Source organism: Amycolatopsis sp. cmx-4-54, assembly GCF_046548895.1.
GTDB lineage: Bacteria > Actinomycetota > Actinomycetes > Mycobacteriales > Pseudonocardiaceae > Amycolatopsis.
Genome location: NZ_JAEBEJ010000002.1, coordinates 509,403 through 524,675, shown reverse-complemented (window position 1 = coordinate 524,675; position 15,273 = coordinate 509,403). Strand labels below are relative to the sequence as shown.

General features: G+C 67.7%; 17 protein-coding genes. 10 read left to right on the top strand and 7 right to left on the bottom strand.

What is annotated here, in order from left to right; all coding sequences use genetic code 11:
- Positions 1-21: 21 nt before the first annotated feature.
- Positions 22-1,053: a glycerophosphodiester phosphodiesterase family protein gene (locus ACLJQ7_RS07685; protein ID WP_410647429.1), complete on the bottom strand. Its 1,032-nt coding sequence runs from the start codon at positions 1,051-1,053 to the stop codon at positions 22-24.
- A gap of 71 nt (positions 1,054-1,124) precedes the next feature.
- Here ACLJQ7_RS07685 and ACLJQ7_RS07680 point away from each other — a divergent pair, with 71 nt between their 5' ends.
- The 8 genes from ACLJQ7_RS07680 to ACLJQ7_RS07645 all read left to right on the top strand — a co-directional run bounded on the left by ACLJQ7_RS07680 (position 1,125) and on the right by ACLJQ7_RS07645 (position 7,576).
- Positions 1,125-1,886 (top strand): MerR family transcriptional regulator, encoded by a 762-nt coding sequence (locus ACLJQ7_RS07680; RefSeq protein WP_410647428.1) that lies wholly within the window; start codon positions 1,125-1,127, stop codon positions 1,884-1,886.
- A 112-nt stretch (positions 1,887-1,998) separates the two neighbouring features.
- Positions 1,999-3,189, top strand: coding sequence for an AAA family ATPase (locus tag ACLJQ7_RS07675; protein ID WP_410647427.1), 1,191 nt, complete (start codon positions 1,999-2,001; stop codon positions 3,187-3,189).
- 254 nt (positions 3,190-3,443) lie between these two features.
- Positions 3,444-3,593, top strand: a complete 150-nt coding sequence (locus ACLJQ7_RS07670) for a hypothetical protein (RefSeq protein ID WP_007032374.1) — start codon at positions 3,444-3,446, stop codon at positions 3,591-3,593.
- Between the two features lie 233 nt (positions 3,594-3,826).
- Positions 3,827-4,750 (top strand): GNAT family N-acetyltransferase, encoded by a 924-nt coding sequence (locus ACLJQ7_RS07665; RefSeq protein WP_410647426.1) that lies wholly within the window; start codon positions 3,827-3,829, stop codon positions 4,748-4,750.
- A gap of 1 nt (position 4,751) precedes the next feature.
- Entirely contained in the window at positions 4,752-4,919 is a 168-nt protein-coding gene (locus ACLJQ7_RS07660) for a hypothetical protein (RefSeq protein WP_410647425.1), read from the top strand.
- 57 nt (positions 4,920-4,976) lie between these two features.
- Complete coding sequence (locus ACLJQ7_RS07655; RefSeq protein ID WP_410647424.1) at positions 4,977-5,333, top strand: YciI family protein; 357 nt, start codon at positions 4,977-4,979, stop codon at positions 5,331-5,333.
- Between the two features lie 7 nt (positions 5,334-5,340).
- Positions 5,341-6,561: an RNA polymerase sigma factor gene (locus tag ACLJQ7_RS07650; RefSeq protein ID WP_410647423.1), complete on the top strand. Its 1,221-nt coding sequence runs from the start codon at positions 5,341-5,343 to the stop codon at positions 6,559-6,561.
- A 373-nt stretch (positions 6,562-6,934) separates the two neighbouring features.
- Complete coding sequence (locus tag ACLJQ7_RS07645) at positions 6,935-7,576, top strand: hypothetical protein (RefSeq protein WP_410647422.1); 642 nt, start codon at positions 6,935-6,937, stop codon at positions 7,574-7,576.
- Here the strand turns inward: ACLJQ7_RS07645 and mctP are convergent.
- On the bottom strand, positions 7,573-9,216 hold the full coding sequence (gene mctP / locus ACLJQ7_RS07640) for a monocarboxylate uptake permease MctP (protein WP_410647421.1): 1,644 nt from the start codon (positions 9,214-9,216) through the stop codon (positions 7,573-7,575). The two genes, ACLJQ7_RS07645 and mctP, sit on opposite strands and share 4 nt — an antisense overlap.
- The gene (locus ACLJQ7_RS07635; RefSeq protein ID WP_410647420.1) at positions 9,213-9,491 is read right to left on the bottom strand and encodes a DUF3311 domain-containing protein; all 279 of its coding nucleotides are present in this window, start codon (positions 9,489-9,491) and stop codon (positions 9,213-9,215) included. The genes mctP and ACLJQ7_RS07635 overlap by 4 nt, the downstream gene beginning before the upstream one ends.
- Positions 9,492-9,695: 204 nt before the next feature.
- Between ACLJQ7_RS07635 and ACLJQ7_RS07630 the strand changes: the two genes are divergently transcribed.
- Together ACLJQ7_RS07630 and ACLJQ7_RS07625 are read left to right on the top strand one after the other, a co-directional pair.
- The gene (locus ACLJQ7_RS07630) at positions 9,696-11,312 is read left to right on the top strand and encodes an alpha/beta hydrolase (RefSeq protein WP_410647419.1); all 1,617 of its coding nucleotides are present in this window, start codon (positions 9,696-9,698) and stop codon (positions 11,310-11,312) included.
- A gap of 215 nt (positions 11,313-11,527) precedes the next feature.
- Positions 11,528-11,803, top strand: a complete 276-nt coding sequence (locus tag ACLJQ7_RS07625) for a helix-turn-helix domain-containing protein (protein ID WP_410647418.1) — start codon at positions 11,528-11,530, stop codon at positions 11,801-11,803.
- Here ACLJQ7_RS07625 and ACLJQ7_RS07620 read toward each other — a convergent pair.
- The 4 genes from ACLJQ7_RS07620 to ACLJQ7_RS07605 all read right to left on the bottom strand — a co-directional run bounded on the left by ACLJQ7_RS07620 (position 11,800) and on the right by ACLJQ7_RS07605 (position 15,205).
- On the bottom strand, positions 11,800-12,375 hold the full coding sequence (locus ACLJQ7_RS07620; protein ID WP_410647417.1) for an EndoU domain-containing protein: 576 nt from the start codon (positions 12,373-12,375) through the stop codon (positions 11,800-11,802). The two genes, ACLJQ7_RS07625 and ACLJQ7_RS07620, sit on opposite strands and share 4 nt — an antisense overlap.
- A gap of 76 nt (positions 12,376-12,451) precedes the next feature.
- Positions 12,452-13,699: a hypothetical protein gene (locus ACLJQ7_RS07615; protein ID WP_410647416.1), complete on the bottom strand. Its 1,248-nt coding sequence runs from the start codon at positions 13,697-13,699 to the stop codon at positions 12,452-12,454.
- Between the two features lie 31 nt (positions 13,700-13,730).
- On the bottom strand, positions 13,731-14,336 hold the full coding sequence (locus ACLJQ7_RS07610; RefSeq protein ID WP_410647415.1) for an ATP-binding cassette domain-containing protein: 606 nt from the start codon (positions 14,334-14,336) through the stop codon (positions 13,731-13,733).
- Positions 14,333-15,205, bottom strand: a complete 873-nt coding sequence (locus ACLJQ7_RS07605) for an LLM class F420-dependent oxidoreductase (protein ID WP_410647414.1) — start codon at positions 15,203-15,205, stop codon at positions 14,333-14,335. Before ACLJQ7_RS07605 ends, ACLJQ7_RS07610 begins: the two co-directional genes overlap by 4 nt.
- Positions 15,206-15,273 lie beyond the last annotated feature (68 nt).

The following is a 15,273-nucleotide window of genomic DNA, read 5'->3' as shown; positions in this document are numbered from 1 at the left end:
ACTAGACGGGCCTAGATTTTCCTAGCGGGCTCGATACGCCTTGGGCAGCTTGAACCCGCGGTCGGCCGCGACCTGCCGCAGCCGGTCCGGGTAGTCGGTGATGATGCCGTCGACACCGTCGTCGATGAGCTTGTGCATGGTGGCCGGGTCGTCGATCGTCCAGGGCACGACCTTGATCCCCGCCCGGTGCGCCTCGGTGACCAGCGCTTTCGTCGTGAACGGCCGGTAGTCCGGGTCGCCGACCTTGCCGCCCTGCGGGTTGCCGTGCACCGGCGAGAGGGCCTTCGCGCCGAACGACTTCACCGCGCGGACGGGGCTGCCGCCGAAGTCGTCGATGTCGAGCCCGCCGAGCCACGGTGATTTGCCCGGCTGACCGACCTGCAGGAACTCGGGCTGGGTCAGCGCGACGGTCGGGATCCAGGGCGCGACCTGGCGAAACCGCATCAGCGCGCCCCAGTCGAAGCTCTGGATCGAGACGTTGTGCGCGAAGCCGCCGCGCACGATCTCGCGCACCGCCCGCTGGACGAACTGCTCACGCGGCGCCGTCTCGTGCGGCGCGGCGGCCTCGACCTTGGTCTCGATGTTGAACTCGATGCCCCAGGCACGGTGGTCGCGGGCGAGCTGGAAGAGCTCGGCGAGCGTCGGCATCTTGGCGCCGGGGGAGAGCGTCTGGCCGGGATGCGCGGACTGCCGGAGCGAACCGCAGTCCAGCGTGCGGACCTGCGCGAACGTCAGGTCCTTCACGTATTTGCCGACGTACGGATACGCCGGGTCGCCGGGTGTCGCGGGCGCGGTGTCGCGGCATTTCGCGGCTGTCGTCTTGCGGTCGTGGGTGATCACCTCGCGGCCGTCCTTGGTGATCTGGAGGTCGAGTTCGAGCGTGGTCACCCCCAGCTCCATCGCCTTGCCGAACGACGCGAGGGTGCTCTCGACCGTGAGGCCGAGCCCGCCGCGGTGGGCCTGGATGTCGAAGGCGCGACGCGGATGCGCGTCGGCGACCCCGGCCGTCGTCAAGGTCAGCGCAGCGGCGATGACCAGCGCGAATGTCTTCATTCGTGCACCATGCCACGGACGGGTGAACTTCGATTGACTTTGACGCAACGTCAACCTCTACCTTCGTGGACATGCCGAACGAGAAGGAGTGGTCGATCCAGGACATCGCCCGCTCGGCCGGGACCACGAGCCGGACGCTGCGCCACTACGGCGACATCGGGCTGCTCGAACCGAGCCGGGTGGGGAGTAACGGATACCGCTACTACGACCAGGACGCGCTGGTGCGGCTGCAACGAATCCTGCTGCTTCGCGAACTCGGGCTGAGCCTGCCCGCGATCGGCGAAGTCCTCGAAGGGGAACAGGACACGACAGCGGCGCTGCGCACGCACCTGAAGTGGCTGGAGCAGGAGCGCCAGCGGCTCGGTCGGCAGATCGAATCGGTCAGGACGACCTTGAAGAAGACAGAGAGAGGTGAACAGCTGATGGCAACGGAAGTGTTCGACGGCTTCGACCACGCGAAGTACGAAAAGGAGGTCACCGAACGCTGGGGCGCCGACGCCTACAAGCAGGGTGACCGGTGGTGGAAGTCGCTGAGCGCCGAGGACAAGAAGGCGCACCAACAGGAACAGAAGGACATCGCCGCCGCCTTCGGTGAGGCCCGCGCCAAGGGTCTGCCCGCCGACGGCGACGAGGCCCAGGCGATCACGCAGCGGCTGTACGAGTGGCTCCGGCCGGCCGTGCGGGCCGTCTCGAAGGGCTACTTCGCCGGTCTCGGGCAGCTGTACGTCGACGACCCGCGCTACGGGCAGTACGACGAGAAGCACGGCGAAGGCACCGCGGAGTACATCCGCGACGCGATGGCGATCTACGCCGAGCGCAACCTGAGCGACTAAGAAAGGGGGACGGGGCTGCAGACCCGTCCACTCGGAGTAACCCGTCGCGACACGCCTATCCCTCTATGGCGGAATATCGGGTCCACGCTAGAAACGCCGATAGCGTGTGAGAGTGGATCCCATCCGCAACCCCTTCGCCCCCGGCGCCGGTCAACGGCCGCCCGAACTGGCAGGCCGCGTGCGCGAGCTTCAGGCCTTCGAGGTCGTGCTCGAACGGGTCGCCCGCGGAAGACCCGAACGCAGCCTGATGCTGACCGGCCTGCGTGGCGTGGGGAAGACCGTACTGCTGGGCGAGCTGCGCTCGCGGGCCATCAAGCACGGCTGGGGCGCGGGCAAGATCGAGGCCCGCCCGGACACCGAACTCAGGCGGCCGCTGTCGGCCGCGCTGCACCGCGCGATCCGCGACCTCGCCGTCCGCCATCGCGCGCCGGACCGGGTCGAGCAGGTGCTCGGCGTGCTCAAGGCGTTCGCGCTGCGTGCCAACAAACCGGACGCGAAGCTCCGTGACCGCTGGCAGCCGGGCATCGACGTGCCCGCCGCGCAGGGCCGCGCCGATTCGGGTGACATCGAGATCGACCTGGTCGAGCTGTTCACCGAGGTGGCGGAGCTGGCGGCCGACGTCGGCACCGGGGTCGCGTTGCTGATCGACGAGATCCAGGATCTGCTGCCGGAGGACGTTTCCGCGCTCTGCGCCGCCTGCCACGAGCTCTCGCAGTCCGGGGCGCCGCTGGTCGTGGTCGGCGCGGGGCTCCCGCACGTGCCCGCCGTCCTTTCGGCGTCGAAGTCGTACTCGGAACGCCTCTTCCGCTACGCGCGTATCGACCGGCTGGAGCGCGACGACGCCGACCTCGCGGTGATGGCGCCCATCGAACGCGAGGACGCGGGCATCGAACCGGAGGCGCTGGACGCCCTGTTCGACGCGTCGGGCGGATATCCGTACTTCATCCAGGCCTACAGCAAGGCCGCCTGGGATGCCGCGCCGGCGGATCCGATCACCGTGAAGGACGTCCAGGTCGCCGCTCCGGAGGCCGAAGCGGAGCTCGCGGTCGGCTTCTTCGGCTCCCGCTACGAGCGCGCGACGCCGGCCGAACGCGAGTACCTGCTCGCGATGGCCGAGCTGACCCAAGGCCGGGACGAGTCCGCCGGTACCGCCGATGTAGCCGTCTACCTGGGGCGGAAGCCTTCGTCACTGTCACCGGCGCGGGACAGCCTGATGAAGAAGGGCCTGGTGTACTCCGCGGAACGCGGCCACATCGCCTTCACCGTCCCGCACTTCGGTCACTACCTGCTCGGCCGGGACTAGGCCTCTCTTCGGCTTTATTTTCTCAACGCTAGAAAGCGGTAGAGAACCCTACCGTCGCTTTGCCACGCCTTCAGCGTTATCAAGAAGTGACCGGCGCCACCAAATCTCTCCGGTTTTACGCTCTAGTTGCCGATGATTCATCGGCAAGTGTGCCAAGTCACCGGATAATCGTTGGCTTCCTTGTGAAAAAGGGTGCATACTAGAAGCACAGCCACGAAGACGCAAGATCTACTCCCAAGGGGATGACAAAACCGATGAACAACATCGCCGCCAAGCTCCGTGCCCGTCGCGCCGAGGCTCGCACTCGCCGGGCCCTGAACCGGGCGATCGACACCGCGGCCACCGCGACCGTTCGTCAGGAGCTCATCGCTATCTCTCAGGCGCGTCACACGCACATGCGCTGACCGACCACAACCGTTGTAGGTGTCGCCCATTCGAGTGACCTACGACACATAGTGTGTGAGGTGTAACGCCGCTGAACGTGGCGTCGATACCCATTACGACCCCGTGATGCTGGCGGACCCCCGACCTGGCAGCATCACGGGGTTTCCATATGTCCATCCCCGAAAGATTTCTTGCCTTCACCGCTTCGCGGAGTAACACTTGACTCAGTCAACGAATCTGTTGCGGAGGTCAAATGAATCGATCCGCGGACCGGGTGGCGACCGTCCGGGCCTTCAACCGCCTGTACACCGGCGTGATCGGCGTCCTCGACGAAGGACCGGCCGACGCCGAGTACTCCCTGAGCGAAGCCAGGGTCATCTTCGAACTCGCGCAGCAGGAGCAGACCCAGGTCACCGACCTGCGCAAACGTCTCGACCTCGACGCCGGATACGCGAGCAGGCTGCTCGCGAGGCTCGAGGAACGAGGCCTCCTCACCCGCGAGCGCAGTGACGAGGACGCTCGCCGTCAGATCGTCCGGCTGACCGAGAACGGCCGCAAGGCCTTCGCCGTCTTGGACCAGCGGTCGGTGGGCCGGATCGGCTCGCTGCTCGGCAAATTCGGCGAAGACGACCAGGAGCGGCTGCTCGGCGCCATGGACACGATCTCGTCGCTGGTCGGTGAGCGCGCCTCGAACCCCGCGCTGGTCCTGCGCCCGCCCCGGCCGGGCGACTTCGGCTGGGTGGTCCACCGTCACGGCGCCCTCTACTCCCGCGAGTACGGCTGGGACGAACGCTTCGAAGCACTCGTCGCCCGCGTTGTCGCGGAGTACGTCGACAGGCGCGGAGACCCACGCCAAGCGGGCTGGATCGCCGAACTCGACGGGGAGCGCGTCGGCAGCATCTTCTGCATGCCCGCCGAAGACGACACCACCGCGAGGCTGCGGATGCTGCTCCTGGAACCGGCCGCGCGGGGGCGTGGCGTCGGGAAACGCCTGGTCGCCGAATGTGTCGAGTTCGCGAGGGCAGCCGGCTACCGGGCGATGGAACTCTGGACGGTCTCGCTGCTGGACGCGGCGCTGGCGATCTACCGGAAGGCAGGCTTCCAGCTGGTCGGCGAAGAGCCGATCACGGGCTTCGGTTACCAGCTGACCGGGCAGACCTGGCGGCTGGAGCTGTGAGGTGTTCGTCGTCTACTGCCCCGCCTGCGACCGCCGGTCCGTGGTCGGGGTCGGCTCGATCGCTTTCATCGACGACCTGACGCCGGGCATGATCCTGACCGGGAAAACCTTCGCGCCCCACCAGCCGTGCGTGCGCGAAGTCCGGCAGGACCGGCTCTTCCGCTACTGATGTCGATTTGCCGAGGGCTCGTTCGTCTAGGGGCCATCGATTCCCAAGGAGGACGCCATGCCCCACTACATCGGATTCATCCGTTCGACGACGGACTCGCACGACCACCTCGGCCCCGACGAAGCGCAACGTGTGCTCGAGAGCTACATGGCCTGGGCTGACGAACGCACCAAGGAGGGCCGCTTCGTCGGCGGCGGCGGACTGTCGAGGAGTGGCCGGGTGTTGCGCGGTTCCGGCGGCGAGGTCGGCGCGACCGACGGCCCGCACACCGAGGCCACCGAGATCGTCGGCGGCTACCAGGTGATCGAGGCCGCGGACCTCGATCAGGCGGAGAAGATCTTCGCGACGCATCCGCATCTGGCGTTCGGGCCGATCGAGGTGCGCAAGGTCGGCGAACGCGGTTGCGAGGACTGACGCCGTCATGAGCCGCCCGGCCGGCGTGGTGGAGCATCTGTTCCGGCACAGTGCCGGGCGGATCGTCGCCACGCTGGCCAGGGCGCTCGGCCCCGAACGGCTGGACCTGGCCGAAGAGGCCGTCGCCGACGCGCTGGAACAGGCGCTGCGCACCTGGCCGCAGGCCGGAGTTCCGGACAACCCGCAGGGCTGGTTGTTCCGGGCCGCGCGGAACCGGGCGATGGACGTCGTCCGTCGCGAACAGACCCTGCGCACCCTGCTGCCGCGGCTCGTGGGACTCGACGGTCACGAAGCTGGCCGGGGGACCGACGACGAACTCGTGTTGATGCTGCTGTGCTGTCATCCCGCGCTGCCGACGGTCTCGCAGGTGGCGCTGACGCTGAAGACCGTCGGCGGGCTCGGGGTGAACGAGATCGCGGCGGCCCTGCTGACGAAACCGGCGACGGTGGCGCAGCGGCTCGTGCGGGCGAAGAAGTGGTTGCGGGATTCGGGGAAGCCGCTTTCCCTGCCGGGGCCGGACGCCCTGGAGTCCAGAGTGGACAGTGTGCTGGCCGTGCTTTATCTGCTCTTCAACGAGGGCTACGACGCGACGACCGGAGAGGTCGCGGTGCGCGGCGAACTGTGTGGGGAGGCGATCCGGCTGGGGCGGCTGCTGCTGGCCGAGCCGAAGACGGATCTGCCGAGGGTGCGGGCGCTGGTCGCGCTGATGTTGCTGCAGGGAAGCAGGCTGCCCGCGCGGGTCGACCGGGACGGTGACCTGCTGCTGCTCGACGAGCAGGACCGCGACCGCTGGGACCACGCCATGATCGCCGAGGGGACGCGGCTGTTCGAGCGGGCGTGCACCGGGCCGGAGATGTCGGCCTATCACGTCGAGGCGGCGATCGCGCTGTGCCACAGTACGGCTTCACCGCCGGACTGGCGCCGGATCGTCGGCCTTTACGACGACCTGCTGGCGCTGCGGCCGTCACCGGTGGCGCGGCTGAACCGCGCGATCGCGCTTTCGATGGTGGACGGTGCTTTGACTTCGGCGATCGCCGAACTCGAAGCCATCGAGGCCGACCTGCCGGACTACACCCTGCTGCCCGCCGTCCTCGGCGCGCTGTGGCTGCGGGCCGGAGACCCGGCGCGAGCCGCGGAGCACTACCGGAGAGCGCTCGCGCTGCCCTGCTCGGAACCGCAACGGCGCTTCCTCACCCGGCGCCTGACGGCCTGCACGACAACTCCCTGACCAGCACTTTTGTCGATCTCCGCGTGTACCCCACCCCCCACCACTCCCAGGGGGCGCGCCCCGCACCAGCGTATCGGGAGGGGGTGTCGCGGGGTGGGGACCGGAGGGTTTCGGGGGCGAGTTGTGCACAACGGTGGGTGGGTGTGGACAGCTCGGCAAGGGGCGCGCAGGGGAGGTGATGCGAAAGCCACTTTCGCAACGTTGAAGGTTGCGAAAGTGGCTTTCGCAACGTGCTTCAGCGGCCCGAAAGCGGAAGCAGCAACGCACGTCCGCGACCCGAAAGCGGAAGCAGCAACGCACGTCCGCGACCCGAAAGCGGAGGCGGCGAAGTCGAAGACATCCGCAGTTCACGCGGGCAGGGTTATCTGGGGGAGTGAACTGGACGGCGTACGTCGACGGCTACTGCGAACGCCTCGCCCCCGGGCTCTGGGGCGAGCCGCTCAACAGCCTCAGTAATCTCGCGTTCCTGATCGCGGCGATCGCCGTCTGGCGGCAGCCGAAAGGCCGCGTGTTCGGCGTCCTCATCGGGCTGGTGTTCCTTGGCAGCACGGCGTTCCACCTGCTCGCCACCCGCTGGTCCGCGGCCGCCGACACCGGCTTCATCCTGGTGTTCGTCCTGTACTACGCCGCCGTGTTCCCTCACGTGTTCTTCGGCGTCGGCCGGAGGCTGGCCTGGCTTGGTATCCCCGTGTTCCTCGCCTTCACCGCCGTCGTCGCGTCGCTGGGCGGCGGGCTGTACCTCTCGGCGTTGATCGGGCTGGTGATCTTCGCGCTCATTCTCCGGGGTGCAGACCGCCGCAGGTTCGCCGTGGCCGCCGGCGTCTTCGGGCTGTCCCTGTCGTTCCGCACGGCCGACCACACGGTCTGCGGGAGCTTCCCCGCCGGGACGCACTTCTTGTGGCACCTGCTGAACGGCCTCGTCCTCTACCTGGCGGCGACCGCGGTAATGCTGAAACTTCCAAAAGAAGGGGCCGCGTCCCGGCAGGACGCGGCCCCTTCCACCGAAAACGGCTAGTGGACGCCGATTTCGCGGAGATCCTTGTCGTGTTCGTCGGCGTGGTAGTCCGCGGCGTCGGTGTCGTCCGTGCCGTTGAAGACCTTCAACCGCCGCGCGATCACCGTGAAGATCACGGCGATCAGCAGGTTCGCGATCAGCGCCACGAAGCCGACGTAGATCTGCAGCTGCGAGCCGCTGAGCGGGTGCCAGCCGAAGATCGACAAATCGCCGAGCTTCAGCGCCGAACCACCGAAGTGCGCCTTGCCGGTCGCCGGGTTGGGGATGTTGTAGAGCATGATCAGGCCCCAGCCGATGCCGACCACCCAGCCGGCGATCAGGCCCCAGCGGTGGAACCACCGCGTGTACAGCGAGATCGCGACCGCCGGCAGCGTCTGCAGGATCAGCACCCCGCCGATGAGTTGCAGGTCGATCGAGAACTGCGGGTCGATGAACAGGATGAACGCCACCGCGCCGAACTTCACGATCAGCGAAGCGAGCTTGGCCTGCTTCGCCTCCTGGCCCGGTGTCGCGTCCTTCTTGATGTACTCCTTGTAGATGTTGCGGGTCCACAGGTTGGCCGCCGCGATCGACATGATCGCCGCGGGCACCAGCGCGCCGATGCCGATCGCGGCGAACGCGATCCCGGCGAACCACGACGAGAACTGCGTGTCGAACAGCACCGGGACGACGGTGTTCGTGTCGGGCTTGCCGGTCGCGTTGTTGGTGATCGGCGAGACCGACGCGCTGATCGCGACGTAACCGAGCAACGCCAGCAGGCCAAGGACCAGCGAGTACGCCGGGAGCGCGACCATGTTCCGCTTGATCACACTGCGGCCGCGCGAGGCGAGCACGCTGGTGAGCGAGTGTGGGTACAGGAACAGCGCCAGCGCGGAACCGAGTGCCAGCGTGGCGTACTGCAACTGGTTGTTCGCGTTGAGCAGGATGCCGTCCGACGGGGATGGCGACTTGTCGAACTTCGCATCGGCCGCGCTGAAGATCTCCGACCAGCCGCCGAGCTTCGAGGGCAGGTAGATGATCGCGACGATGATCACGAGGTAGATCAGGATGTCCTTGACGAACGCGATCAGCGCGGGCGCGCGAAGACCCGACTGGTAGGTGTAGACCGCCAGGATGACGAAGGCGACCAGCAGCGGCAGGTGACCGACGATGCCGGAGCCGTTGATGCCCATGGTCCGCAGCACCGCTTCGAGCCCGACGAGCTGCAGCGCGATGTACGGCATCGTCGCGATGATGCCGGTGATCGCGATCAGCAGCGCCAGCGTCGGCGAACCGAAGCGGCCGCGGACGAAGTCGGCGGGTGTGACGTAGCCGCGGACACGCGAGACCGACCACATGCGCAGCGCGGGCATCAATACGATGGGGTAGACGATGATCGTGTACGGCAGCGCGAACAGGCCCATCGCGCCGGCGCTGAACATCAGCGCGGGGACGGCCACGAACGTGTAAGCCGTGTAGAGGTCGCCGCCGAGCAGGAACCAGGTGATCCACGAGCCGAACTTGCGGCCGCCGAGACCCCATTCGTCCAGGTGGTCGAGGGTGTTGCCGGCCTTCCAGCGCGACGCGACGAAGCCGAGCACGGTGACCACCGCGAAGAGGATCGTGAAGATGATCAGCTCGGGCCATTGGATGTTGGTCACTTGACGTCCCCCTCGTCGAGCTCGTCCACGGACAGCCGGTCGGGACGCTCACTGGTCGGCTTGTCCTTCGTCATCACGAAGACGATCCAGGTGCACAGGACACCGACCGCGACGAACACGAATTGGAACCAGTAGAAGTACGGCATCCCGAACAGCCGGGGACCGTCCGAATTGAACAAGGACGTGATCAGCACCAGCAACGGGATGATCAACAGGAGGTTCCAGGGGCTGAACTGAAAGCCCCTCACCTTCCCGTCTGCCTTACCTGACGCCATCGGACCTCACCTAACGTTCCCGTACCCCCGGATGGTCCCGATGACCCTAGAACCTCTCCCCCGTCCGGGTCACGCGTGCCCGATATCGATTTGATCAGCGGCGCCTCATACGACGAAGGGCGGTTGCCGTCGGTCTCCCCGGCGGATATCAATAGCCGCAAGTCGCGAACAGGAACTTCGCACGCAAGATCAAAGGGGCATCGGATGAAGAAACTCCGCTATGCGGTGGTGATCCCGGCTGTCGCCGGCACCATGCTGGCCGGGTTCACGCCTGCGTTCGCAGGTCCGGAGGCTGCCGGGCAGCAGTCGCTGAACTCCACCAACATTCCGGCGAAGTACGCGGACCAGAAGCTGGACTGGCACAAGTGCACCGCCAGTGAGCTGCCGTCCGCGCCGCCTCCGGGGGCCGAGAACATCGAGTGTGCGACCTACCGCGCGCCGCGTAACTGGTACAAGACGAACGAGGCCATCGACCTGACGATCGCCGTCAGCCGCCTCGCCGCCACCAGCGGCAAGGCGACGGCCAGCGTCATCACGAACCCGGGTGGCCCCGGCGCTCCGGGCCGTAACTTCCCGGCCCGTCTGCGTAACCAGACGAAGCTGCGCGCGAACCAGGAGATCATCGGTCTAGACCCGCGCGGCACCGGCAAGAGCACGAACATCACCTGCGGCAACGCGATCGGCACCGGCTCGGACCTCGACCCGCGCGACCGCAGCCGGGCGAACCTCAACCTGATCCTGGACGCCACCAAGTACGCGGCGGACTCCTGCCAGGTGAAGTCGGGCGAGCTGGGCCCGCTCATCAACACCGCGCAGACCATCCGCGACATCGACCTGCTGCGTGTCCTGCTGGGCCGCGACAAGATCAACTGGGTCGGCTACTCGGCGGGTACCTGGATGGGCGCGCACTACGCGCAGCAGTTCCCCACCCGGACCGGGCGCTTCCTGCTCGACTCCGCGACCGAGTTCACCACCACCTGGCAGAACTCGTTCGACTGGCAGCCGCTCGGCTTCGAGCGCCGCTGGCGTCAGGACTTCCTGCCGTGGATCGGCAAGTACGACAAGGTCTACGGCTTCGGCAAGACCGGTGAAGCCGCGCGCCAGACCTACGAGAAGGTCCGTTTCGCGCTGACGCAGAACCCCGTCGAGGTGGACGGCGTCCCGGTTTCGGCCAACGCCCTCGACTCGACCATCGCGTCGTACCTCTACGCGAAGCGCAACTTCACCGTGCTGGCCGACTACCTGGTCAACCTGAAGACGCTGACCGAGGGCACCTCGACGCAGCAGCAGAAGGCCGCGGCCGCGCAGAAGGTCAAGGCCGAGACGGTGGACGGTGACGGCGTCATCGGCCCGCAGCCGCTGTTCGTCCCGACCGACGGTGACTCCTACAACGCCAGCTTCTGGTCCATCCCCTGCAACGAGGGCAAGTGGACCGGCAACCGGCAGAGCGTCATCCGCCAGTCGCAGAAGCTGATCGACCGCGATCTGCCGCTGCTCGGTGCCGGCTGGCTGATCCAGCCGTGCATCTTCTGGAAGAACAAGCCGGTCGACCTGCCGAAGCTCGACGGCCGCGGCGTCCCGCCGGTGCTGATCGTCCAGTCGGTGCACGACCCGGCGACCCCGCTCGAGGGCGCGACCCGTGCGCACCGCGCGTTCGCCGGCTCGCGGATGATCACCGTGACCGGTGAAGGTGACCACGGTATCTACGCCGGCGGCAACGCGGGTGTGGACAAGGTCGTGGAGGACTACCTCGTCGACGGCAAGGTGCCGAACGACCAGAGTCTCCCCGGACTCCCACTTCCGGTGCCCGCGGGCGCCTGAGGCCACTAGGGATTGTGGCCCCGTCGAGCTTCGGCTCGGCGGGGCCCTTTTCTTGGGTTGTCCACGACCTGTGCACAGAGTTGTCCACAGGCTGGGGGTAACTCGGTGGGGACAACTCGGGCGTCTGGATGGAACTCGCGTGATCGGAGGCGTCTCTCGCGTGATTGGGGGCGTAACTCGGGAGTTCCGGCCGGGCCGGTATTAGTATTGGCGCCATGGTGCGAGTGCCGTTGACGGACGAGGAACGCGAACGCGGCGAGCGGCTGGGGCTGGCGCTCCGGGACGCGCGCGCGGCGTCGTCACGAAGCATGGTCGAGGTCGCGGCGGAGGCCGGGATCTCGGTCGAGACGCTCCGGAAGATCGAGACCGGGCGGATCCCGACGCCCGCCTTCTTCACGGTGATGGCGATCGCGGACGCCATCGGGCTGCCGCTGGACGCGCTGCGCGCGGCCGCCGAGGGCGGCGCCGAGCGGGTCGCGGAAGCGAGTTAGCGGCGCAGGGTGGCCAGGGCGTGGGCCCGGTCGTTCAGGTAGAGGAAGCCGTCGATCGGCAGGTCGAAGCTGTTCAGCAGGCTCTCCAGCGTGGCGTATTCGTCCACGCCGAGATGCAGGTTCTCCTTCATCGCGTGCGCGATGAGGACGTCGGCCAGTTCTTCCCACTCACCCGACCAGTGCAAGGTGCGGTAGAACGCCAGAACGTCCGGCGCGACGCGGTCGGAGATCTGGTCGAGCAGGCTTTCACCGAAGAAGCTGATCCGGCCGTCGGCCAGGTCGGCGACGGTCGGGTTCGCCGGGTCGGCGGCGGTGTCGGGATTGCGGACCACGCCGGGGCCCGCCACCGGATAACCCGTCTTGACGTTGCCGTTGTCCTCGACCAGCACGATCAGGTGCACGCCGTACCGTTCGCCCGCGCAGCGCCAGCGGCCGTTGTGCTGTCTGACGCGGGGTTCGCTCGGATCGTTCGCGACGTCCTTGATCACCGCGATGATCTGCTCGTCGGTCCAGCCCGCGGGGAACTCGCTGGTCGCCCGCCGCCCCTTTCCCGGTGCGTGCCCGCCGCCCACTCGTGCTCCTTTCGTCGCATCGAGGGTAACCCGCGTTCGGAGTTTTCGAACGATCCGAACGCGGGAATGGGTGATCTCAGGCGATCACGCTGAGCAAGACGGCCCCGACGACGAGCACGTCGACGCCGCGCAGAGCCTGGAACCCGGCGGCCCCGCCGCTGACGTAGTAGTTCATCGGCGGCCGGGTCGCCGTCCGCGCCGCGGCGACGACGGCGAGCGGGATCGCGAGCCACACCGGCCAGCCCGGGACCACCCCGAGCGCCAGCGTCACCACGCCGAGCAGGGTCCCCCAGACGAGGCCGAGAAGCGCGATCACCAGGCCGTTGACCAGCCGCAACTCCCAGTCGGACGCGCCGAGCCACCGCCGGCGGCCGGGGTTGCGCCACAGTTCGCCGAGCCCGCCGACGAACGGCACGAGCGCCGCGTACGCGCCGAGCGTGAAGAGCGGCGCGGCCGGGATCGCCGGAAAGGCCAGGTGCGCGATGCCGACCAGGCACGCGATCACCACACTGGCCGCCGCGTAGCGCATCCGGCCGAGCACCCCGGCCCACGCGAGCCGCAGTGTCGTCGGACGCCGCAGCGACAGCCACGGCACCGGCTTCGATTCCGGGATCAGCAGCATGGGGTCCATGAAGACCGCGGCCATCGCCCGCAGGAGCCGCGCGTTCCAGCCGTCGACGAGCTCCTGACGGCCGACCCCGGACGTCGGCTCGCCGCCGAAGGCCACCGCGACCGCCAACACGAACAGCGCGCCGGCCAGCGCCTCGACGGCGATCGGCCCCCAGCCCGCTGCGGCGAACGCCAGACCGGCCACGGCGAGCACGACCGGCGCGAGCGTTTCCCCGCGGATCGCCGTCCGCCGCGCGGTGACCGCCGCCAGGATCGCCCCGGAGACGGTCAACGCCGCCATCGCGATCCATACGTCCTTCGTGCCGTCGCCGATCGCGGTGACCAGCGCGCCGGTGTAGCCGACCACCAGGACCAGGCCGACCCAGAGCGTCCACATCCGCTTGACGACGACTCGGCGCCTGTCGACGCGGGCGAAGTCCATCCACGTCAGCGCCGCCGGCTCGGCCCAGACGAAACCGCGGCGCAGCAGGCCGCGCCAGAACATCGCGCACAGCACGATCAGCAGCCCGAAGACCGCCGGGAAGTCCACAACGGACTGTCCAAAAAGGAAATCCCGGAGCTTCGGCAGGTTCTGGAACGCGGTGAACAGCGCGCCGAAACCGAACAGGGCCAGGAAGGTCTGGTAGTCGCCGTTGAACAGGCCGCCGAATCGCTGTCGTCCCGGGACGTGCGTGGGGGCCTTCGTGGTCACCACCTTCGAGGCACTCCTTTCCGCCGAGAAGGCATCAGCAGAGCTCGAGAGTGGAGTCGGCCGCTTCGAGCAGCGGGGGATGATGCGTGGCCACGACGACGGCCGCCCCGGCGTCGGTCGACCGCTTGATCAACGACGTCAGCCACTCCTTCCCGGCGGCATCGAGCGCCCGTTCGGGCTCGTCGAGCAGCAGGACGTCGTGCGGCCGCGCGGTCGCGCCGAGGAGCAGCAGACGACGGCGTTGCCCGGCCGAGAACTTGCCCGCGGTGACCTTCGCGCGTTCGGAAAGTCCCGCGTCCGCCAGAAGCGCGTCGAAATCGCCGAGATCGGCACCGAACGAGCCCTCCAGCAGTTCGAGATGCTGGAGCGGGGTCAGCTCGGCGAAGAAGTCGGAATCGTCGAACAACACGGAAACCTTGCGGCGGAAGGAAACTTCGCGTTCGTCGGGTTTACCGTCCGCGACGACGACGCGGCCCCGCTGCGGCGTCTGAATTCCGTACAGACACCGCAACAGCGTCGATTTCCCGACCCCGTTGGGGCCGACGATGACGGCGCATTCGCCCGCCTCGACCTCGAAGTCGAGTCCGTCGAACAGCCAGTGCTCCCCGGCTTGGATGCCGAGCCCGCGTACGTCGATCATCGGCCGCGCAACGCTTCGATCACCGGCGCGAGCGCGTCCATGTTGTGCTCCAGCACGGTGAAATAGGTGAAACCGAACCGCTCGCGGTGCGCCAGGATCTGTTCGGCGATCTGCGCGTGGGTGCCGACCAGTGCCGTCGGAAGTTCGGCTAGCTGGTCGACGGTGAGCTTGCCGTCGAGCAGCTCTCGCAGACTCTCCAAACCCTCTCGCCGATCTTCGACCACCGCGACGAAATGCGAGAGGATATTCAATTCGGCCTCGCGTCCGGCCAGCTTTCCGCGGACGAAGTCCACTCGTTCTTCGATTCCGGCCGCGTCTTCGACGGCGAGCGCGCCGCCGTCGGGAACGGCCGCCGTGCCGGTGAATCCGATGATGTCGGCGTGTTGGGCGGCGAGCGTGAGCAACCGGTCTCCGCGTCCGGCGATCATCAGCGGCGGGCCCGGTTTCTGCACCGCCGGCGGTTTGTGGTTCAGGTCGGCATAAAGCCGGTTGAGCACCTTGATGGTGTTTTCGAGATGATCGACGCGCTTTCCGGCGCGGGGAAACTCCATGCCCGCCGCCTCGAATTCGGCTTTCACGTAACCGGCCCCCAGGCCGAGCTCCAGCCTGCCCTCGGTGAACTGGTCCGTGCCGGTGACGTCGCGGGCCAGCAGCACCGGGTTGTAGAAGGCGGTGTTGATGACGAAGGTGTTGAGCCGCGGACGGCTCGTCACCTCGGCGGCGAGCACCAGTGCCGGGAACGGCGGCGCCATGCCGAGATGGTCGGCCGCGCCGATCACGTCGAATCCGAGGTCCTCGGCCTTGCGGCACTTCTCGACCCACGCCGCACGGGTCTCCGGGACCACCATGTTGACGCCGAATTTGACCATGCGGCCACGGTACCGAGACCGAAAGAAGAAGGCCTCATCCTCGGGAATGACTCCGAGGATGAGGCCTT

What these genes read in the sequence shown, in the direction of transcription:
- ACLJQ7_RS07685 (WP_410647429.1), bottom strand. Translation starts at nt 1,053, where the DNA reads ATGAAGACATTCGCGCTGGTCATCGCCGCTGCGCTGACCTTGACGACG.
- ACLJQ7_RS07680 (WP_410647428.1), top strand. Translation starts at nt 1,125, where the DNA reads ATGCCGAACGAGAAGGAGTGGTCGATCCAGGACATCGCCCGCTCGGCC.
- ACLJQ7_RS07670 (WP_007032374.1), top strand. Translation starts at nt 3,444, where the DNA reads ATGAACAACATCGCCGCCAAGCTCCGTGCCCGTCGCGCCGAGGCTCGC.
- ACLJQ7_RS07665 (WP_410647426.1), top strand. Translation starts at nt 3,827, where the DNA reads ATGAATCGATCCGCGGACCGGGTGGCGACCGTCCGGGCCTTCAACCGC.
- ACLJQ7_RS07655 (WP_410647424.1), top strand. Translation starts at nt 4,977, where the DNA reads ATGCCCCACTACATCGGATTCATCCGTTCGACGACGGACTCGCACGAC.
- ACLJQ7_RS07650 (WP_410647423.1), top strand. Translation starts at nt 5,341, where the DNA reads ATGAGCCGCCCGGCCGGCGTGGTGGAGCATCTGTTCCGGCACAGTGCC.
- ACLJQ7_RS07635 (WP_410647420.1), bottom strand. Translation starts at nt 9,491, where the DNA reads ATGGCGTCAGGTAAGGCAGACGGGAAGGTGAGGGGCTTTCAGTTCAGC.
- ACLJQ7_RS07630 (WP_410647419.1), top strand. Translation starts at nt 9,696, where the DNA reads ATGAAGAAACTCCGCTATGCGGTGGTGATCCCGGCTGTCGCCGGCACC.
- ACLJQ7_RS07625 (WP_410647418.1), top strand. Translation starts at nt 11,528, where the DNA reads ATGGTGCGAGTGCCGTTGACGGACGAGGAACGCGAACGCGGCGAGCGG.
- ACLJQ7_RS07610 (WP_410647415.1), bottom strand. Translation starts at nt 14,336, where the DNA reads ATGATCGACGTACGCGGGCTCGGCATCCAAGCCGGGGAGCACTGGCTG.
- ACLJQ7_RS07605 (WP_410647414.1), bottom strand. Translation starts at nt 15,205, where the DNA reads ATGGTCAAATTCGGCGTCAACATGGTGGTCCCGGAGACCCGTGCGGCG.